This window comes from Bacteroides faecis (assembly GCF_020091505.1).
GTDB lineage: Bacteria > Bacteroidota > Bacteroidia > Bacteroidales > Bacteroidaceae > Bacteroides > Bacteroides faecis.
The window spans coordinates 367,261-390,592 of the sequence record NZ_CP081916.1; the positions used below are offsets into that span (position 1 = coordinate 367,261).

Below are 23,332 nucleotides of genomic sequence, written 5' to 3' on the forward strand. Positions count from 1 at the left end.
TTTATTTTATCATTTTCTGTATCCTCACAGCATTCATGATGGCAATCAGCGCCACACCGACATCCGCAAAGACAGCTTCCCAAAGTGTAGCCAGTCCACCGGCTCCCAATATCAGCACAAGCAATTTCACCCCAAATGCCAGTGAAATATTCTGCCATACAATCCTGCGCGTCAGTTTTCCTACCTTTATCGCCTCAGCAACCTTAGAAGGCTGGTCAGTCTGTATTACCACATCAGCCGTTTCAATAGCTGCATCACTGCCCAGGCCACCCATGGCAATACCTACGTTGCTTAAAGCCAGTACCGGAGCATCATTCATGCCGTCGCCCACAAAGGCAACCTGATTTTCGGCATGCCGGCGCAATTCTTCCAAATGCTTCACCTTTCCATCAGGAAGCAGATCACCGTAAGCTTCCGAGATGCCCAGCTTCTCTGCAAAGTTACTAACAATACTTTGTTTATCACCGGATAATATCTGAATGTTTTGGATTCCCAGCGCTTTCAAGTTCTGAACAGCTGCCGTTGCATCCTCTTTCAAAGTATCTGATAACAACAGATAACCGGCATAACTGTTCCCTATCGCACAGACAACAATCGTATCTGTGATAGAAAGGAGTTCGGGCGGATACTTTATCTGAAACTTAGCAAGTAGACGGCAATTACCTACCAAGACAGAGACGTCACCCACTGTCGCTTCCAGACCAAGTCCCGCATATTCTTTGCTGTCAGTAACGGGTGGTGAGAGTTCTATATGCCGCAGCTTTGCATAGTTCACAACAGCTTTAGCAATAGGATGCGTACTGTCACGCTCTACCGAAGCGACTAATCTGACAAGCTCTTCCTCGGAAATACCGGGTTCGCATTTACAGGACTGTACCTCAAATGTACCTTTCGTAAGGGTTCCGGTCTTATCAAAGACCACTGTGTTTATTTTTGTAATGGCATCCAGATAATTCCCTCCTTTAAATAAGATTCCCAACCGAGAGGCCGCTCCGATACCACCGAAATATCCCAGCGGAATACTTACTACCAAAGCACACGGACACGAGATCACCAGAAAAACCAAAGCCCTGTACAACCAGTCATTAAAAGCAAACACAAACGGAGGACTTATCAATGAATAAAGGAATGGAAGCAGAACGATCAGAACCGCCAAACCCGTAACAATAGGTGTATAGACACGGGCAAATTTACGGATAAACAATTCTGCCGGAGCTTTACGTTCCGATGCATTCTGAACGAGTTCCAGGATACGGGCAAGGGCGCTCTTATCGAAAGGCCTGGTCACTCTTATCCGGATTACTTTATCGGTAACAATCATTCCGGCAAGTACTTCCTCATTCTTGCGTATGCTACGGGGTACACTTTCTCCTGTCAGTGCTGACGTATTGAACGCTGCTACATCATTCAGCATCATTCCGTCCAAAGGTACACGGCCACCTGTTTTTATTTCAATCGTTTCTCCTACTTTTACCTTCTTAGGATTCTCGACAACTACCCCATTTTCTCTGACGACTGCCGCCTCTTCCGGCCTGACATCTAATAGTGCCCCGATATTACGTTTTGCCCTATCAACAGCCTTTTCCTGAAACAGTTCTCCTATGGAATAAAACAGCATAACTGCTACTCCTTCGGGATATTCGCCAATATAAAAAGCTCCAAGCGTAGCTATAAACATCAGTGTGAACTCACTGAAGTAATCCTTATCCTTTATACTCTCCCATGCTTCTTTCATTACGGGTAAGCCAACCGGGAGATATGCTACAATATACCATATCAAGGAAAAATATCCTTCACGGAAAAAAGTGAAGTCCAAAGCATTCATTACAATTCCACTTATCAGCAGAATAAATGAAAGTCCCACTTTCCAATATTCAGAGAATATCGATTCTTGCTTTTCTATATGCTTTTCAGGTGCACATTCATGTGTATGTGCGCAACAACTACAATGTCCCATAATCATCCTTTCTTTTTATCTGTTGCAAAGGTAGCGAATGATTCGTGCAACAAAGTTGCAAACGTTGCAATTGTAAGGCGGTTTATTTCAGCAACGACACTTGGTGTATAAACAAAATAAATCAAAGCATTTGTGCAGGTTTCCTGCTCAATTAACTCCCCATGATTTATTCGGAGTATCACCTAACTCAATCACCAGATGTCCTCCTTTAACTAATTCTTCATGCGCCAACTGAAAAGAAGAGTGTTCCACTCCGTTCCAGCTTACTCTCTGAATATAAACATTCTTCGGAGAGTTATTAACCGTTTCAATAACAACCTCCTTGCCCGGATAATATCTGTTATCAAGCTGAATGGTAATCTTATCGAATATCGGAGATGTTATTTCATATTGTGGCGTAGTGGAGGCACCTCCCTGCACATCAAACAGACCGATAGCCATCAATACACCCAATGCCCCCATCTGTCCCTGATCTTCATCTCCATTGTATCCTCCAAACGGAGTAATATCACCGAAAACTTCTTTCTTGATGCGTCTCACCCAATATTGCGTAAGCCAAGGTGCACCGGCATGACTAAACAGATGCGCCATGTGAAGAGAGGGCTGATTCTCATAATCAATCCAGTTGTGAGCATGTTCTCCATGCTTACTTATGAAGTTATCCTGTGAAGCCAGTTCAAACTGTTGGTTGAGTTTCGTGACAAAAGCCTCATTTCCCCCTATTAAATAAATCAGATCTTTGATGTTATGGGGTACATAATAGGTAAAAATAGCAGCATTACTCTCCACAAATCCCGGCATGTTGAATCCTTTCCCAATCGGTGAGAAGTTCCTCATCCAAGAACCATCCGTTGTACGCGGACGCATCCATCCGCTTTGTTTATCGTACACATAGCGGTAGTTGAACGAGCGTTGCAAGTATTTCCGGTATACATCTTCTTTTTCCAGTCCTTTGGCGAACTGTGCCATGCACCAGTCCTCGTAAGCGAAGTAAAGAGTCATCGCACATCCCTCCGCATGAGGACTTTTAGTCGTTGGCTCCGGCACAAATCCCTTATCAACGTATTGCTGCATAAAATTACCGGGATTTGTCTTATAGCCTACATAATCACGGATACCACCCGGCTCAGAATTCTTCAAACAACCCTGATAAGCGGATTCTATATCAAAATCGCGGATTCCCTTATTATAGGCAGCCGCAATGAGAGGAGTGGCCTGATCACCCACCATCACATAAGTATAATTACCACCACTGGGGCCGCGAGCAATCATCCCGCCATTCGTATAATAATCCACTAAAGTAGAGACAAATTCACTCATTACTTTCGGATATGCTATCGACCACAATATATTCAGATTAAATTCACTTCCCCAAAAAGCATCCGAATTATATGTATTTCTTGTCGGTGTACCATTATCCAAAGGAACTTGACGCACTACAGGCTCCTCGCCTGTATTATCTATATATTTTCCATTGAAATCCGAAAACGTGTGACGGCCCAGAAGAGAATGCCAAAGGTCTGTATAAAACTTAATCTTTTCCTCTTCACTACCGCCTTCTACGGTTATCTTGCCTAGTTCACGATTCCATTCGGCAAAAGCATCCTCTTTCACACGGTCAAAATTCCAGTGGGCAAGTTCCTTTTCCAGATTGATGCGAGCTTGCTCTTCACTGACATAGGATATGCCCACCTTCATCAACAAAGTTTGTTTTTTCAGTTTTCCAAACGAAGCGTATCCTCCGATATCTGCTCCTTCAATTGAGTTTTTATGTACCAGTTTCTTCTCCTTGCCTTCCTTCTCCCAGCCTCCGAATGCTGTCATATTCTGATTGAACCGGGCCACAAAATAGACTGTCACCGGCTTTTTGCGACGTGATGTAGGTGCCAGAACAGAATATCCTCCGATTTCTTTTGATGATATCCGGTGAATAGCGGCCTTTTCTGTTTTTCCATGTGCCAGAAGAGCACCAACATCAAAAAGTACATTTGCTTTTTCTCCTGCAGGATAAGTATACCGATGCATACCGACTCTGGATGTAGAGGTCAGTTCCACTCTTATCTGATAAGTATCAAGTTCTACTTTATGATATCCGGGTTTCACTATTTCCGTCTCGTGAGAGTAGGTTGATTTATAGGCATCCATACCTTTGTGTCCCTTTACCTCTCCGGTTGTAGGCATCACCGGGACACCGGCAAGCTGCCAGCAATGTACGTGACTGAAACAACGTATCTCCTTGGAGTTATACAGATAACCTGAATTCCAGCTTCCTTCCGTCCATGTATCCGGGCTCAGACTAACCATTCCAAACGGGCGGGAAGCCGAAGAGAAAAAGAACCATCTCGATTTGTGAGTATCAATCTGAGGACGCACATAATCGACAGGGGTTACTTTCGGTTGCATCGCAAATAAATTTAATGCAATAATCTGTACACAGAAGAATATAGAAATATATTTATTCATTATAAAGTATATTATGTCTTTAAGACCTTCAAGTTGGACAAGCCTAATTATAGAGTTTTTTATTTTTTACGCTATTCAAACAGAACAACAGTAAATATTATGATACAAGTCAGTTAGACGCCGGCATCTAATCTGAATCAATAGTATTTGTCAATTCCACCAAATCCTGCTATTATTTTGTTGTCTTTCGTTTTATTGATAAAGTTATTTAATCGCTTTTCAAATTCTTCAGGTCGTTTCCTCGCTGCTTCAATATATGCTATTCGAATACGTTTATATGCATCAGAAAAACGTTGATAATTTTCCCATATTATTTTATCTTCTTTCAATCTGTCGATTATATCATCTGGAAAGACAAAAGGATCAGACAAAACATTTCGTATTTTATCCTCAAACTTAGGATGCACCATTTTATTTTCCAATAACCACTTAAGTCTTTCTTTGTTGGCTTGTGAGTATGTGCTTTTAGGGTTTCTAGGTGTGAAATGCTGAATTTTATGTTCTTCATCAAGCGACTTTATTGTACTGTCAATCCACTCAAAACAAAGGGCTTCCTCCACAGCGTCATTGTATGTAATACTTTTCTTTCCCGAAGATTTGCCGGGAAATACAAACCAAATTTCATTGGCAGTCTCAAAGTTGTCAATCAGCCACTTTCGCCAATCATTTCTGTCTTCAAAATATTTTATTTCCATTGACATAACAAGTCATTTAAACGAACAATTTTACTGCCTTTACTTTCATAACGAAGCATTTCATCAATTTTCCTTTTATCATAAACAGCATCTGTCCCTGCTATATAGAACTCATATTTTTTGTTACGAAAAACATCCGATCGAACACACTGGTATCCAACGATGCAAAGGCTTACATCTGCCAAATGTACTAAATCTTAGAAGAACACCCCCAAGTTACCTCTTAAAACATTGCTATTTAAACAATGAAAAGTGATATAGACAGTAGATGTTAGCGTCCACATATTAGAGAAGTACAGTTTCAATATCTGTTTCAACCGATGAAACAAAGTGTTCCATGCTTTGAAACAGAGTGTTTCATGCCTTGAAACAAAGTGTTTCGTACGGTGAAACAAAGTGTTTCAAGCTTTTGAAACTGCCTGAAACAAATATCAGGCAGAAATCATCTATATACCAACGACTTATAGCAATATAGCAAAATATTCATTTTACCGTTACTTCTATGCAGAAAAGGAGGACAAACAAAGTGAATAGCCTTCACCTACAGTGATATGGGACGAAGTATGGAGAAACAGGATGTGTAATATAAGGTAGTATTAAAACAACAGACAGTATTGCAGATATCTTAATCTACAATACTATCTGCAACCGTATAATTCATTATACATCAACACAATACACACGATTTGTTACAGATGGCAGATAATTACCACTTATATTCTTCTGTGTAGTACTCAAATGCCGGCTCTTTCTTGATACCTTTCTGACGAAACAATCGACGGATAAATTCCTGTTGTTCAGGGTCAATCGAGTATTCTTTACGATAAAAGCGATAGTATAGCGACCGTCCGAAATGTTGGAGCAGACGGTCTTTAATGGATACAGCATCTTTGAGAGGCACATCATCCAGCAAAGCCCGGACACCCCATGCCACACGTATCTTGCGAATAGACTTATAGAAAGGACAAGCTTTCGCGTCCTCCGGAATACAGTTCGGATTAACTACTGACAGTGTAGGATATTGATTAGTACTATGCACCGCCACCAAACGATGCAAACATTTCTCTCCTTTCGGACAGCAGGCATTGAAGCAGTGGGTATATCCATAAGGCACTGCCTGATAATTAAATTCATCTTCCATTATTTTATTCATGTTTGATATTATGTTAATGATAAAAGAAAAGACAGAAATTGCCCTAAGCAAACTTAAGGCAACTCCTGTCTTAACTATAAAAAATATTCTAATTAAAGCTCTATATCTTTCCGGTCATTCCGAATAAATTCCAGCAGTCTTTCCACTGCTTCTTCTTCCGGAATATTTTTCTCCACACAAACCTTGCCTTTATAAAGACTAATCTTCCCGCGTCCTGCACCTACATAACCGTAATCTGCATCCGCCATTTCACCGGGACCATTCACAATGCATCCCATGATACCAATCTTCAGACCTTTTAAATGCGAAGTAGCTGCCTTGATACGGGCAATCGTCTTTTCCAGATCATAGAGCGTACGTCCACAGCCCGGACAAGAAATATATTCAGTTTTAGAAGTACGGAGACGACCCGCCTGTAAGATTCCGAAAGCGATGCTATCCACTACCGCATGACTCAAACTTCCCTGATTGAACAAGAAAAGACCATCGCAAAGACCATCAAAAATCAATGCACCCATATCTGCAGCAGACTTGATCTGCAAATCCTCGGCATTATCTTCTGCATAATGCTGGAAAAAGACAACGGGATTCTGCAGCCCTTCCGTCATAAGCTGATGCACTAAAGCGCGATGCTCGCCCAAACGATTCGGATGATTGCTTTGAGAAATAATAACTACTTCGGGATGTGCCTTCAGACAGGCAATCACCTCATCCGTCTGTGCCATGTAAGGCATAAACAGGAATTTTAGTTCAGCATCACACCCGCCCATCAATGGCAACTGCACATGATTGAAAGCAGGCCATGTACCGGCTTCTCCCTGCCATACATCCGCATCGAGGATATACTCTACACCTGCTTCCCGCTGCTCGGGCAATGTTCTTCCGGCATAAATGTAATCCGGCGTGAACTGCGGATTTACTTCCGTGCCTCCATCCATCCGCTCGGCTATGACTACAGGAAGATGTTCACCTCCGATATTGCGGACGGCTTGTGTCTTTCTGCGTGAAGGAGACAGATAATTGAATTCCGGCGCATCCATTCCCGGAATAAACGGATGGTCCTGCCTTAACAAGATATAGTCCACCAACTTACGTGCAACCGGAATCTCAGCCTCGGGAGCTTCGCTCAAAGACACACGGATAGTATCTCCCAACCCGTCACTCAGCAAGGCACCGATACCCAAAGCCGATTTGATGCGTCCGTCTTCTCCGTCTCCGGCTTCTGTCACCCCAAGATGTAAAGGGAATGACATACCTTCCTGTTCCATAACAGCAACAAGCAGGCGAACGGTTTTCACCATCACCACCGTATTGGACGCCTTGATTGAGATCACCACGTCTGTAAAATGTTCTTCTACACAAATGCGCAGAAACTCCATACAAGACTCTACCATTCCTTCGGGAGTATCTCCGTAGCGGGACATGATACGGTCTGATAGAGAGCCGTGATTGACTCCGATACGAATAGCCGTATGATTCTCTTTGCAGATATTCAGAAACGGAACAAAACGATCATGAATTTTCTGTATTTCCTGCGCATACTCTTCATCGGTATATTCCAGTTTTTTAAAAGTACGCGCCGCATCTACATAATTGCCCGGATTGATCCGCACTTTCTCTGCGTATTGAGCTGCGACATCGGCAACCTTCGGATTAAAATGTACATCGGCCACCAACGGAACCATATATCCCTGGCTACGCAGTCCGATATTGATATTCATCAGATTCTCCGCTTCTTTAATGCCCTGCGTAGTCAGACGGACATATTCTCCACCTGCATCAACGATGCGTTTGGCCTGCTCCACACAAGCCTCCGTATCCTGTGTAGACGTATTTGTCATCGACTGGACACGAATGGAATTGGGGCCGCCCAACGGCACAGCCCCAATATTTACTTCTGATGTTTCTCTTCGAGAGTAATTGAATAAATCCATTTTTTCAATTGACAATTGACAGTTGACAATTGACAATTGAGAATCGAGCATCAACAACCGGCTCAATAAAACGCCCAAAGCGCCAGCCCATTGTCAATTGTCAATCGTCAATTGTCAATTAATTAGTTTTATATTCAAACTTAACTTCTTTCAGCTCTTCGTTTGCTTTTACGATTTTCTTTTTCAGACCTTCCTTGTAAGCAGCAAAAGCCTCAGCCAAAACCGCATCACTCAAAGCAAGCATCTGAATAGCAAGGATAGCTGCATTCATCGCTCCATTGATGGCAACCGTAGCTACCGGGATTCCGGGAGGCATCTGGATAATAGAGTAAAGAGCGTCTACACCATCGAGCACAGACCCTTTTACAGGTACTCCGATCACCGGCAGCGTAGTATTGGCTGCAATTACACCGGGAAGGGCAGCAGCCATTCCGGCAGCAGCAATGATTACTTTAATGCCACGGCTACGGGCATTCTTGGCAAACTCTTCCACAGCCTCCGGCGTGCGGTGAGCAGAAAGGGCGTTCATTTCGAACGGTACATGCATATCATTCAGCAGTTGCGCAGCCTTCTCCATAACAGGAAGGTCGGACGTGCTACCCATGATGATACTTACAATTGGAGTCATTTGATTTACAATTTTACGATTTACTATTTACTATTTTACTGTTCAGATACGGACGTTCGGGCATGAAGGCCGGTACGCCGGTATCTGCGAGGCTCGTTGTCTGATAAGGAGTTTATCCGTTGATGACTGCTTTGTATGCTTCGGCATCCAACAGGTCTTCCGCAGCTTTCACGTCAGCAGGTTTCATCTTGATCAGCCAGCCTTCGCCATAAGGATCTTTGTTTACCAACTCCGGATTTTCCTCCAGAGCTTCGTTCTGTTCGAGTATCTCGCCGGCCAGCGGTAAGAAAAGATCGGAAATGGTTTTTACCACTTCAATGGTTCCGAAAGTCTCTCCGGCTTCCAACGTTTCTCCTACAGTAGGGATGTCAACGAATACGATATCGCCCAGTTGTTCCTGTGCATAATCTGTGATACCTACGTAAGCGATGTCTCCTTCTACACGAATCCACTCGTGTTCATTCGTGTACTTTAAATTCTGTGGAAAGTTCATAATAATTAGTTTTTAGGATTTATATTGTTTTTAAAATAAAAAAACTCTGAACATAAAGTTGTACGCCGGATGGAGTACCAAAAAGGCGCATACCAAGCCGACAACAAAACCGGAAAGCACTTCGCCTAAAGTGTGATGTCCCAAAACAATCCGTGCAGAGCCCAATATGCCCGCAATCAGAATAAACAGGCACAACCACACCACCGGATTATAGCTGAACAGTGCACTGAACGACACCAGTCCACCGATAATACCTCCCATTCCTGCCATGTGTTCACTCAGTTTCCATTTCAGATTGACCAGAATGCAAATGATCGATACTACCAGAGAAACAAAAATAATTCCTGTCATATACCAGGGAATATTCAGTTTCCGCATCATCAACAGACAGAATACGTAAGAAATGATAGTCAGCAAGATAGGTACATAACGTTTCTTACGTTCGCTCAGGTCCTGACGGGCAAACCCGTTAATCTTGCGGAACAGGAAAATGGTAATGGTAGGCGTCAGTATGGTGAAGCAATAAACGATTCCCAGCACAATCCCCTTATAGAGTATCGGCATGATACGGAGATAAGAAAACAGGAATAACACCAGAAACGCCAAAAACGGGATAGAAAATGGAGTAAACACGATGGAGGTAACCCGTGCCACCCGCAACATTGTTTTATCCGCTATGATATGCTCTCTTTCTTTATCCATCAGCACCTAATAGTTAATACTTTATAGTTAATACTTTAAAACTCATTTCCTCAGCCTTGCCACCGGTATATTCAGCTGCTGACGGTATTTTGCCACCGTCCTCCGGGCAATAGGATAGCCTTTTTCTTTCAGGATATCTGCCAGTTCATCATCTGTCAGCGGTTTCTTTTTGTCCTCCCCGTCAATGCATTCTTTCAGAATCTTACGGATCTCACGTACGGACATCTCTTCTCCGTCCTCCGTCGTGTAACCATCACTGAAAAAGAATTTAAGTGGATAGATACCGAAGTTAGTCTGTACATATTTGCTGTTGCTGACACGGGAAATCGTGGAAATATCCAGTCCGGTACGTTCTGCCACATCTTTGAGAATCATCGGTTTCAACAGTGACTCGTCACCCTCCAGGAAGAAAGGACGCTGCAAGTCGATAATCGCCTGCATAGTGGTCATCAGCGTATTCTGCCGCTGTTTCACCGCATCAATAAATCCCTGCGCGGCATCCATCTTCTGCTTCAGGAACATCATGGCTTCTTTCGACTCTTTGGACTGGTTTGCCTTATTTTTGGTATGTTCCTCCACCATCTCGGTAAAGTCACGACTCATACGGAGTTCGGGAACATTACGGTTATTCAGGCTTATGTTAATGGTTCCGTCGTCATAGGTGTCCACCAGAAAATCAGGAACTATTTGCTGAAAGCTTCTTCCGATAGCCTCTCCGAGCGAAGCACCCGGACGGGGATTCAACTTGGTGATCTCGGCAATCGCCTCACTGAAAGTTTCTTCTTTCACATCCAGTTTCTTGATGATCTTCTCCCAGTGTTTTCGGGTGAATTCTTCATAACAATCACTGATGATACGTTCTTCCAAGTCCAGTATCGGTGCCGGCTTTTTCTCCTCGCTCTTTTTCCGGAGGATCTGTATCATCAGGCATTCCTGAAGACTACGTGCTCCGATACCTGCCGGATCAAAATCCTGCAAGATGCACAGAGCCTCTTCCAGTTCCTCTTCCGTAGATTCGATGCCGGCATAAATAGCCAGTTCATCGCAGATACTCTCCAGCGATTTGCGAAGCAGTCCGTCGTCGTCCAGCGAACCGATCAGGTATTCTACCAGTTCGCACTGATGTTCGGTCAGGTTACGTTCACGAAGTTGTTCTTTCAGAATTTCATAAAAAGAAGTTGTATCGGAGAAAGGAATATCTTCCGCCTGCTCGTCCCGCGAGCGGTTGTTCTCCTGCAATTTATAGTCGGGAATATCGTCTTCGGTGAGATAATCGCTTAATGAATCATAATCGTTGGCATCGTTATCCATGCCTTCTTCCGAGTTGACATCTTCTGCATATTCATCGGCAGCAGTGTCTTCTTTACCTTCTTCAAGCGCCGGATTCTCCAATAGTTCAGCATGGATACGGTCTTCCAGCTCGACTGCGGGAAGCTCCAACAGCTTCACGACCAGAATCTGCTGTGGCGAGAGCGTTTGTATCTGCTGTTGCGCCTGCGATTGTATTTGACGGGAACCTTGTGCCATATTCGTTTTTGCTTTCTACTGTTTCTCGCTACAAAAGTAACTTTTTAACGAGAGATTACACAGATTAGTGGGATTATTTTTAATCCTATAACACAAAAATCTTTATCTTTGTTGCACGAACTTAAAAATTAGGACAGTATGTTTGCCAAAGAGACGTATATGCAGCGCAGAGCCCTGCTGAAAAAGAATTTAGGCTCCGGAGTTTTGTTATTTCTTGGAAATGACGAGTGCGGGCTGAATTATGAGGATAACACGTTCCGTTATCGTCAGGACTCCACCTTTCTTTATTATTTCGGTCTTTCGTGTGCCGGACTATCGGCTATCATTGATATTGACGAAGATAAAGAAATTATTTTCGGTGACGAATTGTCTATCGATGCCATCGTGTGGATGGGTTCACAACCTACATTACGCGAAAAATGCGAACGTGTCGGCATCAAGGAGCAGATGGCTTCCGCCGATATAGTAGGTTATCTGCACAAATGTGTCCAGAGTGGTAAAGCAATTCATTATCTTCCTCCTTACCGCCCTGAACATAAACTGAAATTGATGGACTGGCTGGGTATACCGCCTGCACGCCAGGAAGGTTCCGTACCTTTCATCCGTGCTGTAATAGCTCAGCGTAACTATAAATCAGCAGAAGAAATCGTAGAAATAGAGAAAGCCTGTGACGTGACTGCCGATATGCACATCACCGCCATGAAAGTTCTTCGTCCGGGAATGTATGAATATGAAGTAGTAGCGGAAATGAACCGGGTGGCAGAGTCTAATAACTGCGAGCTGTCTTTCGCTACGATTGCCACTATCAACGGGCAGACCCTGCATAACCATTATCACGGGAATAAAGTAAAACCGGGCGATTTGTTCCTGATTGATGCAGGTGCGGAAGTGGAATCGGGCTATGCCGGTGACATGTCGTCCACCATTCCTGCGGATAAGAAATTCACAACCCGCCAGCGCGAAGTCTACGAAATCCAGAATGCAATGCATCTGGAATCTGTCAAGGCACTTCGTCCGGGCATCCCTTATATGGATGTATACGATTTGTCCGCCCGTGTCATGGTAGACGGAATGAAAGCTCTCGGACTGATGAAGGGAAATACGGAAGATGCTGTTCGTGAAGGAGCACACGCTTTGTTCTACCCGCACGGATTAGGCCACATGATGGGACTGGACGTTCATGATATGGAGAACCTGGGTGAAGTATGGGTAGGTTATAACGGTCAGCCGAAGAGTACACAGTTCGGACGCAAGTCTCAACGCCTCGCCATCCCACTGGAACCGGGATTTGTACATACAGTGGAACCGGGTATCTACTTCATCCCCGAACTGATCGAAATGTGGAAAGCGGAAAATAAGTTCGCCGATTTCATCAATTACGATAAAGTAGTCACTTACAAAGACTTCGGCGGTATCCGCAACGAAGAGGATTATCTCATCACGGAGACAGGCGCCCGCCGGCTCGGCAAAAAGATTCCGCTGACTCCGGAAGAAGTGGAAGCTTTAAGATAACCGGCTGCTTTACTCAACAAGGCACTAAAAATCACATAAGAAAACGATAAATGCCTGTACTATAATCAAGTATAGGCATTTATCATTTCAGGGGGACGGTCATTTTTTTAAGTATTAGTGTCATAATTCTTATCCTTATACACGACAATAGGCACTATATTTGCCAATATCCCCATCATAACAAACTATTAATACTTTAAACTAATGGCACGAACTACTTTATTACTTTTGTCTATTCTTTTTCTACTGCCTGTAAACGCATCTGTCAAAAAATTGCAGGTCGAATACCTTACCAATCCTATCGGGCTGGACATTACAGTTCCCCGATTCAGCTGGCAATTGGAATCAGCAGAAAGAGGAGTGAAACAAATAGCTTATCAAATTACCGTAGCAACTGATGCAGCCTGTTCAAATACAGTCTGGACTTCCGGAAAGGTAGCATCCGACAAATCACTGAACATCTGCTATGCAGGACCGGCTCTCGCACCTTCCACCCGTTATTATTGGAAAGTAACCGTATGGAACAATAAAACCGGTGAAGAAGCCTCAACAGAAAAGGCTTTTTTCGAAACAGGATTATTATCCGACGGATGGTCGGGAGCACAATGGATCAAAGCTACTCAAATAAACAAAAACTCTAAAATCAATCCGGAAGACAAAAAACAGGCCAAAGCACGCATGTTACTGGAAATGGATGTTACACTGACTTCCGGTAACGCATCCGTTCTTTTTGGCGCACGTGATGCTTCCAATGTATTCATGTGGTCTGTCAATACACTGGATAACGAAAAAGAGCCTCTAATCAGAAGACATATTTACGAAGGAGGACGGCTGCAAAGCTCAGACACCCCCATAGGCAAGTTCTTTTCCAAATCCGATTTACTGAATAAAGAACATCATCTGGCAATTGAAGCGAAAGAGGGAGTGATTAAGACTTCTATTGACGGAGTACTGGTAGATACTTATACGGATACTGACTCAAAACTATCGAATGGATATATCGGTTTCCGGGCATTCAGAGGTAATAATACCAATGAAACGGCTATGTTCGATAATATTGTACTGACAGAGTATGAGTTGAAAGACGGCAAAGAAGAAGCCAAAGTCGTTTTGAAAGAAGATTTTGAGAAACCTCAGTCCCTGTTTGAAGGAGGCGAAATCGTTTCAGTGGGAAATAATCACAAACTGAATATGGTTTCCGGCTCCGGTGATTATCGGGTGTTACAGGGTGCCATGAGCGGAGTACCTATGTTCCGTAAAGAATTTAAAGCAAAAAAGAAAATCGCATCTGCCCGCATCTACAGTTCGGCTCTGGGAGTTTATGATTTATTTATCAATGGACAGCGGGTAGGAAATAAGCTGGAAGATGGCAGCATACGCTATGACGAGCTGAAACCGGAGTGGACAGATTTCAGCAAAACAGCACATTACCTGACCTATGACATCACCCATCTGCTCCAAAAAGGGACTAATGCGGTCGGTGCGCAAGTATCCTCCGGTTGGTGGAACAGCGATGTCTGTCACGGAGAATATGGCGGTCATGAAGTAGGATTCATCGCAAAGATACTGCTGAAATATACAGATGCTACTTCGGAAACAGTAGTGACGGACCTTTCCTGGCTATCATCCATGGATGGTGCCATACGAATGGGAGACATCTACCACGGAGAAACGTATGACGCCCGAAAAGAAAGTGCATGGACAAAGCCCGGATATAATACCGCCAATTGGAATAAAACAGCTGTCAACCCTCACTTTAAAGGAGAATTAATCGCCTTTGCCGGACCAACCGTTCAAGTGCGCCCGCATTTGAACCGTACCCCTCTGTCTACTACCATTTACCGAGGTGAGAAAGATGGAAAAATCAATGTGCTGAGTGTTACGGACAAACCGGCTCCCATTCGGTTAAAGAAAGGTGAAACGGCTATCTACAACTTAGGTCAGAACATGGTCGGCTGGGTTCGGTTCAAAGTAAAAGGTACTTCGGGCACGGAGATGAAACTCCGTTTCGGAGAAATGCTGAATGATACAGGAGACAAATCACGCGGTGATGATGGTCCTGCCGGAAGTATATATACCGCCAACCTCAGAAGTGCGAAAGCAACATTGAAATATATTCTGAAAGGAAGCAAAGAAGGCGAGTCCTTCCATCCGTCCATGACTTTCTTCGGCTTTCAATATTGTGAGATAACGGCTAGTGAAGATATCGAGGTGCTTTCCCTGACAGGTGAAGTAGTTGGCTCTGCTACAGAAGAGGGAGCTTCGTTCGTCACCAGCAGCAGTTCGATCAATCAGCTGTATAGCAACGTCATGTGGGGACAGAGAGGTAACTATCTGAGCATCCCTACCGACTGTCCGCAAAGAGACGAGCGTTTGGGATGGACCGGAGATACGCAAGTATTCTGTCGTGCCGCTTCTTATAATGCAAACGTATCCGCCTTCTTTGAAAAATGGATGAGAGATATGCGCGACGGTCAAAGAAGTGACGGTGCCTATCCGGATGTAGCCCCTCACTCATGGGTAGGTTATGGGCAGGCAGCCTGGGCAGATGCCGGCATCATCGTTCCCTGGACAATCTATCTGATGTACGACAATAAAAAGATATTGCAGGACAACTATGCATCTATGGAAAAATACATGGAATTCCTGTCACATCAAAAAGGAGACGGATATAACTATAACGGTGCCGGAACAAATTACGGTGACTGGTTATCATACGAAGATACTGAACGCCGTTTTGTCAGCGTATGCTATTACGCATATACGGCACAATTGATGGCCAAAATTTCGGAAGCGCTGAAAACAGATGACTGTGATGCCTATGCCGCTAAAGCGAAAGCCTATAGAAATCTGGCACAGGAGATCAAGGAAGAATTCCAGACACGCTATGTGGACGCAGACGGAGACTTAAAGCAAAAGAGCCAGACAGCCTACCTGCTTGCCCTGAAACAGGATTTGTTTCCAACAGAAGAAGCCAGGAAGAAAGGACTGGAAACACTGACCCGCAAAATTGCCGGTAACGGCAATCGCCTGAGCACAGGATTCGTGGGCACAGCCATCCTGAACCAGACATTAAGCCAGTTCGGAGAATCGGATACAGCTTATAACCTATTGCTCCAACGAGGCAATCCTTCCTGGCTATATAGCATAGACCAAGGAGCAACGACTATCTGGGAGCGCTGGGATTCATATACTAAGGAGAAAGGCTTTGGCCCTGTATCCATGAACTCGTTCAATCATTATTCATACGGGGCAGTTTCCGAATGGATGTACCGTACAATGGGTGGTATCGATATTGACGAAACACGTCCGGGATTCAAACACATCGTATTACAGCCGGTTCCGGACAACCGTACGGAAATTCCCGCCGGTCAGGAACGGATTAACTGGGTCAATGCATCTTTCCCTTCCTGTTATGGAGACATCAAGAGCAGCTGGAAAAAAGAAAATGACGGAGCGGTTTCTTATCAAATAAGCATACCGGCCAACACCACCGCAACTCTTCACTTACAATTGCCCACCCTCGACTACGTGGTAGAAGAAAGCGGAAAAGCTGCTGTAAAAGCAGAAGGCGTTTCTTCGATTACCTTCATGAACGGGAAAGCTGTATTGGAGTTACAGTCCGGTAGTTATCAGTTTGTAGTTAAAAAAGGAAAATAAATAGAACAGGATGAAAAATATATATTTAGTTACCGCACTTGCGTTTTGTACCCTGCAATCAATATCTGCCCAAAAGCAAGAAGCGTGCAAGCCTGCGAATCTTCAATGTGACCACCTTGTCAATCCTTTAGGTATCGATCATGCCAATCCCAGATTGTCATGGATGCTGAACGATACACGACAAGGAGCACGCCAGACCGCTTATCAACTATTAGTCAGTACAGACTCACTGAAAGTAAACGATGAGAAAGGAGATATCTGGAATTCGGGAAAGAAAGAATCGGACGAGATTCTTGTGACTTATCCGGAAAAGAATCTCCGGCCTTTTACGAAATATTACTGGAAAGTAAATGTATGGGACAAGGACGGAGTTAAAGTCTCTTCGGACATCAACAGCTTTGAAACAGGAATGATGGGAATGCAAAACTGGCAGGGTGCCTGGATTGGCGACAACAGAGATATCAATTATAAGCCGGCTCCGTATTTCAGAAAAACATTCAATACCCAAAAGAAGATAAAATCAGCCAGAGCCTATATTGCAGTGGCTGGTTTGTACGAATTGTATATAAATGGAGAAAAGATCGGTAATCACCGGTTAGACCCACTATATACCCGTTTTGACAGAAGGAACTTTTATGTGACTTATGATGTGACCCGGCAATTGCAAAAAGGCAAAAACGCAATTGGAGTATTGCTAGGAAATGGCTGGTATAACCACCAGTCAAAGGCAGTATGGGACTTTGACCGTGCACCGTGGCGTAACCGTCCTGCCTTCTGCATGGATCTGAGAATTACATACGAAGACGGCAGCGTCGAAGTTATCCCTTCCGAAAGAGACTGGAAAACATCATCTGGCGCATTGATATTCAACAGCATCTACACAGCAGAGCATTATGATGTCCGTCTGGAGCAGAAAGACTGGAGTACTGCAGATTTTGACGACTCCAAATGGAACGGAGTAGGTTACCGAGGAGCCCCTTCTCAAAATGTGGTATCCCAACAGGTTCAGCCAATCCGTATCGTAGAAACAATACCTGCAAATACATGGAAGAAAATAAATGATTCCACCTATATATTCGACTTTGCCAGAAATATGTCCGGAGTTACCCGCATTAAAGTATCCGGAGAAGAGGGAACGGTCGTAAAACTCAAACACGGCGAACGCCTCTATGACAACGGACGGGTAAACACATCGAATATAGATGTATACCACCGTCCGGTAGATGATTCGGACCCATTCCAGACAGATATCCTTATCCTTAGCGGAAAAGGGGAAGATGAATTTATGGCTCGGTTCAATTACAAAGGCTTCAGATATGTGGAAGTGACAAGCAGTAAACCAATTGAATTACAGCAAAATAGCCTGACTGCCTACTTTGTTCACAGTGACGTTCCTCAAAAAGGGGAGATAAGTACGTCGAATCCACTTGTCAACCGTTTGTGGTGGGCTACTAACAATGCCTATCTATCTAACTTGATGGGATATCCCACAGACTGTCCTCAACGTGAGAAGAACGGCTGGACGGGCGACGGACACTTTGCGATTGAAACCGCCTTATACAATTACGATGGAATCACCGTTTATGAAAAATGGCTGGCAGACCACCGGGATGAACAACAGCCGAATGGAGTATTGCCTGACATCATCCCTACAGGAGGCTGGGGATATGGCACGGATAATGGTCTGGACTGGACAAGTACCATCGCAATCATTCCATGGAATATCTACCTGTTCTACGGAGACAGCAAATTATTGTCAGACTGCTATGAAAATATAAAACGATATGTGAATTATGTAGATCGTACCAGCCCGAACGGTTTGACTTCATGGGGAAGAGGCGACTGGGTTCCTGTAAAATCCCATTCATCGAAAGAGTTGACTTCATCAGTATACTTCTATGTAGACACAAAGATACTGGCAAACGCGGCAAAACTGTTCAACAAGCAAGAAGATTACGAACACTACCAGGCTCTTGCCGAGAAAATAAAGAATGCAATCAACGCTAAATATCTGAATAGAGAAACCGGAATCTATGCCAGCGGTGTCCAGACAGAGTTAAGCGTACCTTTGATGTGGGGAGTTGTTCCCGAAGATATGAAAACAAAAGTAGCCAGGAATCTGGCAAAGAAAGTGGAAGAAGCCGGTTTCCATCTGGATGTAGGGGTATTGGGAGCCAAAGCCATACTGAACGCTCTGAGTGAAAACGGAGAAGCGGAGACTGCTTATAAAGTAGCTGCACAAGATACATATCCTTCATGGGGATGCTGGATAGCCAACGGTGCCACTACCCTATTGGAAAATTGGGATTTGAATGCCACACGTGATATCTCCGACAATCACATGATGTTCGGAGAAATCGGCGGATGGTTCTATAAAGGTTTGGGGGGTATCTTCCCCGATCCGCAACAGCCCGGTTTTAAACACATTATTCTGCGCCCCAATTTCCCGAGTGATTTGAAGCAATTTGAAGCCAGACATCACTCTCCCTATGGAGAAATCATTTCAAAATGGGAACGCAAGAAAAAAAGTGTTGTATATGTGGTTACTATTCCAGCTAACAGTAGTGCTACTTTATATTTGCCGGATCATGTAAAAGGAGAACGTATGATAGAACTAGAAGCGGGGCAGCATCAGTTTGAATGGAAGTTATTCTAACCTCAAAACTAATTTTTACCCGTAATAGAACATTTAGTCTACCTCTGTCTTTCTAATCTTTCCTAATATTGCATCGTAATTAATGAACTAATAATATGAAAAGTAGGACAACACATTTAATGACATCTATTTTGAATAGTAAAATGAATATGAGAAGATTTTGTTTGTCTGTCGGAGTATTGTTAACGACTCTGCTGGCTGTAGCCGAGAACAACCCCTATCGGAGTGACGTATTCTGGGTGACAGTCCCCAACCACTCCGACTGGCTTTACAAAACCGGAGAACAGGCAAGTGTAGAAGTGCAATTTTATAAATATGGCATTCCGGGAGACAACATCATTGTTAACTATGAAACAGGTGGAGAGATGATGCCCGCCGACAGTAAAGGAACAGTAACTCTACAGAAAGGGAAAGCAGTAATCCCCATAGGTACCATGAAAGAACCGGGCTTCCGTGACTGTCGCCTGACAGCCACAGTAGACGGTAAGACTTATTCTCATCATGTAAAAGTAGGCTTCTCTCCTGAAAAGCTGCGTCCATACACTACTATGCCTGCTGATTTTCAGGAATTCTGGAAGAAAGAAAAAACTGAACTGGCTAAATGTCCACTGGTATACACCAAAGAACATGTGAAAAAGTATTCTACGGATAAAATAGACTGCTATCTCATTAAACTCCAGATAAACCAACGCGGGCAAAGCATCTACGGTTATTTGTTTTATCCGAAAAAGGAAGGCAAATTTCCTGTTGTGCTATGCCCTCCGGGAGCCGGAATCAAGACCATCAAAGAGCCTTTACGCCATAAATACTACGCAGAACAAGGTTGTATCCGTTTCGAAATTGAAATTCACGGACTGAATCCGGAAATGAGCGAGGAAGAGTTCCGGGAAATCAGCGCAGCTTTCAACGGCAGAGAGAATGGATATTTGTCCAATGGTCTGGACAGCCGCGACAATTATTATATGAAACGTGTATATCTGGCATGTGTCCGTAGTATCGACTTTCTCACTTCCCTGCCGGAATGGGACGAAAAGAATGTGGTTGTTCAGGGAGGCAGCCAGGGAGGTGCTTTGGCATTGGTTACCGCCGGACTGGACCAACGGGTAACAGCATGTGTCGCCAATCATCCGGCATTAAGTGATATGGCAGGATATAAAGCCGGCCGTGCAGGAGGTTATCCACACTTCTTCAGAAATTCCGTAGATATGGATACGCCCGAAAAAATAAAAACAATGGCTTATTATGATGTCGTGAACTTTGCTAAACTAATTAAAGCTGATACCTATATGACATGGGGATTCAACGACAATGTATGTCCGCCAACCACCAGCTATATTGTATACAATATGCTGAACTGTCCGAAGGAATCACTGATTACGCCCATCAACGAGCACTGGACTTCCAGTGATACGGAGTATGGACATTTACTATGGATAAAAAAACATCTGAGATAAAACAGAATAATCACAAGATTACCAACAGACAAGATTACTCATAGATATCTTCCAAACATAAAAAGCCCCTGTTACAACTATAATTTGTTACAGGGGTAAATAACTTAAATATTAGCTTCCAGGAAAACAAAATGTTTTAGCCATTAATCATCCCACTCCGACGCAGGAAGAGTTTTCTTGCCATACCACTTCATCCAGGCAAAAGACTTCCTCTTTCGCAGATACATAGCATCCCCACAGAAAGTCAAAGCTTCCCAATCGAAAACTGAATGAGGAAAAAACATTTTCTCAAACCAGTAAAACAGATGATATGCTATGAACGGAAGTATCATCCACCACCATGATAACCACAGTGATAAGGCCAATGCCGGGATTAAAGTCAATAAAAAACATTCCCAGAATTGCCGCGCATGTATTCTCAACTCCATTTCCTCCCAGACTTCCAGATACTTATACCGAGTGAAGAATAACCCTCCTATCATAAAATAATGCTTCTTTTTCCCTAAAAAGCATTTCGCTAAAAAATTGTTGTAAAATATCATATACCCTTTTTTGTTGTGTAATAACATAAACGGAAAAAACATACAAATGTTCACTAAGTAAGTCTAATCTAACAGTTATTTCCTTTCCCTGGAATACAACAACATTATTGCCACGCTTGTTTTTTGCGGCGCGAAGTTACGAACTTATATTTATACAATGACTATAAATTCCAAAATAAATATCTTAAATAAAATTATTATCTAATATTTGAAGCTACTTCCTCCCAAAAACTCTCTGAGCAAAGATGTCGGGGGGATTTCTTTATCCTGCACCGGAACGAAATATTTAATAAATTTCAGTAACCGATATGCCTCACAATATTCCGGACAATTGCGCGGTACTCCCATCAGAATGGGTTCCGCATGTAAACGAAGAACCGCAAATTCATACAGCAAAGCAGAATTGAACATGACATCAGCATTTTCCTGATAAGGAAAAATCCATTTATCTTCACCGGCACGCACACTGGGCCAACGGGAAATAGTCTCGCGAGCCGAATATCCCCGATAATTAAAATCACGAATAATGCGGCGGAGCAGACGATTATCAGTCGTAGGTATCCAGTTGTGGTCATCCAAAGAAATAGTAGTCAATGCCGAAACATAAATCTTAAACTTCTTTTCCTCGGGAATATGTGGTGTCAATTCCGGATTCAACGCATGAATACCTTCCAATATCAAAATGGTATTATCTTCTATTTTCAGTTTATCACCTTTATACTCTTTCTTTCCAAGAGAAAAGTTAAAGCGGGGAAGTTCCACCTCTTCACCACGCAGCAAAGCCTGTAACTGCTGATTAAACAGTTCCAGATCGAGCGCATAAAGAGACTCGTAATCATAGTTGCCGTTTTCATCCAAAGGAGTTTCCTCACGGTCTACAAAATAATTATCTAATGATATCGGGAACGGTTTGAGCCCGTTTGTCATCAACTGTATGGAGAGCCGTTTACTGAACGTTGTCTTTCCTGAAGACGACGGACCGGAAATCAGTACCAGTTTCACACGATTACCGTTTTCTCCCCGGTGGAAAATAGTATCGGCTATCTGGGCTATTTTCTTTTCCTGCAATGCTTCTCCCACATTAATCAAATCCGTAGCATGCCCCTCTTCGCAAGCGATATTAAAATCTCCGGCATTGTTAAGGCCTGTAATGTAACTCCAGTTCAGATACTCCTTAAATACATCCAGCATCTTTTCCTGCTTCACCACTTCTTCCAATACATCCGGATTGTCCTTATTCGGAATACGCAAAAGCAAGCCATCGTAATATTTCACGATGTCGAACAACTTTAGATACCCGGTGCTGGGCAACAGATTACCATAATAATAATCAATGGTATCCCCTAACGTATAATAATAGGTATATAGTGAACCCGAAGTTTCGAGCAGTTTCACTTTATCATTCATTCCCCGTTCACTGAACACACGTACAGCCTCAGTCGTATGGCATTCGATCCGATGATAAGAAATATTTTCGGCTATGATTTCCTGCATGCGCTGCTTGATACGCGTCACATCTTCCAAGGTAATAGGACGTCCAATTCTCAAATTACAGAAATAACCTTTAGATACCGGATGCTCCACATACAGTTTTCCTTCCGGAAAAAGTTCGCTGACAGCCTTAAACAAGACGAAGCAGAGCGACCGTACATAAGTGCGCATCCCTGACGAATCACGTACATCGAGGAACTCTACATCCTTATTATTATAAACCTTGAAATTGAGTCCTTCGGAGCGGTTATTCACCTTGGCACTGACTACCTGATAAGGAAAATTAAGATTAAAACCGTAATAAATATCCAAAAGTGAGCTTCCGATAGGGAATTCTTTATAAATATTATTATTTTTGCAACATATTTGTAACATCTGTTTCATCGTAGTCTGTTTATAAGGTGAATACATGGGACTAAATATACTTAGTAATCAGATAGAGAACAAACAACCACTAAAATTATT

The 23,332-nt window shown here is 43.3% G+C and carries 15 protein-coding genes; 4 read left to right on the plus strand and 11 right to left on the minus strand.

From position 1 onward, the window contains the following. Position 1: 1 nt before the first annotated feature. The 9 genes from K6V30_RS01965 to rpoN form a co-directional block, all read right to left on the minus strand. The gene (locus K6V30_RS01965; protein WP_055269029.1) at positions 2-1,957 is read right to left on the minus strand and encodes a heavy metal translocating P-type ATPase; all 1,956 of its coding nucleotides are present in this window, start codon (positions 1,955-1,957) and stop codon (positions 2-4) included. Positions 1,958-2,104: 147 nt separating this feature from the next. Then, complete coding sequence (locus K6V30_RS01970; RefSeq protein WP_010535480.1) at positions 2,105-4,420, minus strand: GH92 family glycosyl hydrolase; 2,316 nt, start codon at positions 4,418-4,420, stop codon at positions 2,105-2,107. Positions 4,421-4,557: 137 nt separating this feature from the next. Next, complete coding sequence (locus K6V30_RS01975) at positions 4,558-5,115, minus strand: YdeI/OmpD-associated family protein (protein ID WP_171033344.1); 558 nt, start codon at positions 5,113-5,115, stop codon at positions 4,558-4,560. A 706-nt stretch (positions 5,116-5,821) separates the two neighbouring features. Further along, a complete protein-coding gene (locus tag K6V30_RS01980; RefSeq protein ID WP_010535482.1) occupies positions 5,822-6,256 on the minus strand; it encodes a DUF6078 family protein in 435 nt (144 codons plus the stop codon). 104 nt (positions 6,257-6,360) lie between these two features. Beyond that, positions 6,361-8,202, minus strand: coding sequence for a 4-hydroxy-3-methylbut-2-en-1-yl diphosphate synthase (locus tag K6V30_RS01985; protein WP_055268917.1), 1,842 nt, complete (start codon positions 8,200-8,202; stop codon positions 6,361-6,363). A 118-nt stretch (positions 8,203-8,320) separates the two neighbouring features. Next, complete coding sequence (gene purE, locus K6V30_RS01990) at positions 8,321-8,830, minus strand: 5-(carboxyamino)imidazole ribonucleotide mutase (RefSeq protein WP_055268918.1); 510 nt, start codon at positions 8,828-8,830, stop codon at positions 8,321-8,323. A gap of 112 nt (positions 8,831-8,942) precedes the next feature. Next, the gene (gene gcvH / locus K6V30_RS01995) at positions 8,943-9,323 is read right to left on the minus strand and encodes a glycine cleavage system protein GcvH (protein ID WP_010535484.1); all 381 of its coding nucleotides are present in this window, start codon (positions 9,321-9,323) and stop codon (positions 8,943-8,945) included. Positions 9,324-9,353: 30 nt separating this feature from the next. Then, complete coding sequence (locus K6V30_RS02000) at positions 9,354-10,025, minus strand: membrane protein (RefSeq protein ID WP_010535485.1); 672 nt, start codon at positions 10,023-10,025, stop codon at positions 9,354-9,356. Between the two features lie 42 nt (positions 10,026-10,067). Further along, on the minus strand, positions 10,068-11,552 hold the full coding sequence (rpoN, locus tag K6V30_RS02005) for an RNA polymerase factor sigma-54 (RefSeq protein WP_010535486.1): 1,485 nt from the start codon (positions 11,550-11,552) through the stop codon (positions 10,068-10,070). Between the two features lie 138 nt (positions 11,553-11,690). Here rpoN and K6V30_RS02010 point away from each other — a divergent pair, with 138 nt between their 5' ends. From K6V30_RS02010 to K6V30_RS02025, 4 genes are all read left to right on the plus strand, one after another. Beyond that, positions 11,691-13,064, plus strand: coding sequence for an aminopeptidase P family protein (locus K6V30_RS02010; protein ID WP_022301523.1), 1,374 nt, complete (start codon positions 11,691-11,693; stop codon positions 13,062-13,064). A gap of 204 nt (positions 13,065-13,268) precedes the next feature. Beyond that, positions 13,269-16,724 (plus strand): glycoside hydrolase family 78 protein, encoded by a 3,456-nt coding sequence (locus tag K6V30_RS02015; protein ID WP_055268919.1) that lies wholly within the window; start codon positions 13,269-13,271, stop codon positions 16,722-16,724. A gap of 10 nt (positions 16,725-16,734) precedes the next feature. Beyond that, entirely contained in the window at positions 16,735-19,380 is a 2,646-nt protein-coding gene (locus K6V30_RS02020) for a glycoside hydrolase family 78 protein (RefSeq protein WP_022301524.1), read from the plus strand. A gap of 149 nt (positions 19,381-19,529) precedes the next feature. Then, a complete protein-coding gene (locus tag K6V30_RS02025; protein ID WP_162097083.1) occupies positions 19,530-20,834 on the plus strand; it encodes an acetylxylan esterase in 1,305 nt (434 codons plus the stop codon). Positions 20,835-20,977: 143 nt separating this feature from the next. Here K6V30_RS02025 and K6V30_RS02030 read toward each other — a convergent pair whose 3' ends face one another. Next, positions 20,978-21,376 carry a hypothetical protein gene (locus K6V30_RS02030; RefSeq protein ID WP_010535491.1) on the minus strand — a complete coding sequence of 133 codons (399 nt, stop codon included), beginning with the start codon at positions 21,374-21,376 and terminating at the stop codon, positions 20,978-20,980. 201 nt (positions 21,377-21,577) lie between these two features. Next, positions 21,578-23,251: a nucleoside kinase gene (locus K6V30_RS02035; RefSeq protein WP_029425039.1), complete on the minus strand. Its 1,674-nt coding sequence runs from the start codon at positions 23,249-23,251 to the stop codon at positions 21,578-21,580. Positions 23,252-23,332: the final 81 nt, after the last annotated feature.

Bases quoted from the DNA above. Each gene is read 5' to 3' on its own strand.
- K6V30_RS01985 (WP_055268917.1), bottom strand. From the start codon at position 8,202: ATGGATTTATTCAATTACTCTCGAAGAGAAACATCAGAAGTAAATATT.
- K6V30_RS01965 (WP_055269029.1), bottom strand. From the start codon at position 1,957: ATGGGACATTGTAGTTGTTGCGCACATACACATGAATGTGCACCTGAA.
- K6V30_RS02010 (WP_022301523.1), top strand. From the start codon at position 11,691: ATGTTTGCCAAAGAGACGTATATGCAGCGCAGAGCCCTGCTGAAAAAG.
- K6V30_RS01975 (WP_171033344.1), bottom strand. From the start codon at position 5,115: ATGGAAATAAAATATTTTGAAGACAGAAATGATTGGCGAAAGTGGCTG.
- gcvH (WP_010535484.1), bottom strand. From the start codon at position 9,323: ATGAACTTTCCACAGAATTTAAAGTACACGAATGAACACGAGTGGATT.
- K6V30_RS02020 (WP_022301524.1), top strand. From the start codon at position 16,735: ATGAAAAATATATATTTAGTTACCGCACTTGCGTTTTGTACCCTGCAA.
- K6V30_RS02035 (WP_029425039.1), bottom strand. From the start codon at position 23,251: ATGAAACAGATGTTACAAATATGTTGCAAAAATAATAATATTTATAAA.
- K6V30_RS01970 (WP_010535480.1), bottom strand. From the start codon at position 4,420: ATGAATAAATATATTTCTATATTCTTCTGTGTACAGATTATTGCATTA.
- K6V30_RS02000 (WP_010535485.1), bottom strand. From the start codon at position 10,025: ATGGATAAAGAAAGAGAGCATATCATAGCGGATAAAACAATGTTGCGG.
- K6V30_RS02015 (WP_055268919.1), top strand. From the start codon at position 13,269: ATGGCACGAACTACTTTATTACTTTTGTCTATTCTTTTTCTACTGCCT.
- K6V30_RS02025 (WP_162097083.1), top strand. From the start codon at position 19,530: ATGAGAAGATTTTGTTTGTCTGTCGGAGTATTGTTAACGACTCTGCTG.
- rpoN (WP_010535486.1), bottom strand. From the start codon at position 11,552: ATGGCACAAGGTTCCCGTCAAATACAATCGCAGGCGCAACAGCAGATA.
- K6V30_RS01980 (WP_010535482.1), bottom strand. From the start codon at position 6,256: ATGGAAGATGAATTTAATTATCAGGCAGTGCCTTATGGATATACCCAC.
- K6V30_RS02030 (WP_010535491.1), bottom strand. From the start codon at position 21,376: ATGATATTTTACAACAATTTTTTAGCGAAATGCTTTTTAGGGAAAAAG.
- purE (WP_055268918.1), bottom strand. From the start codon at position 8,830: ATGACTCCAATTGTAAGTATCATCATGGGTAGCACGTCCGACCTTCCT.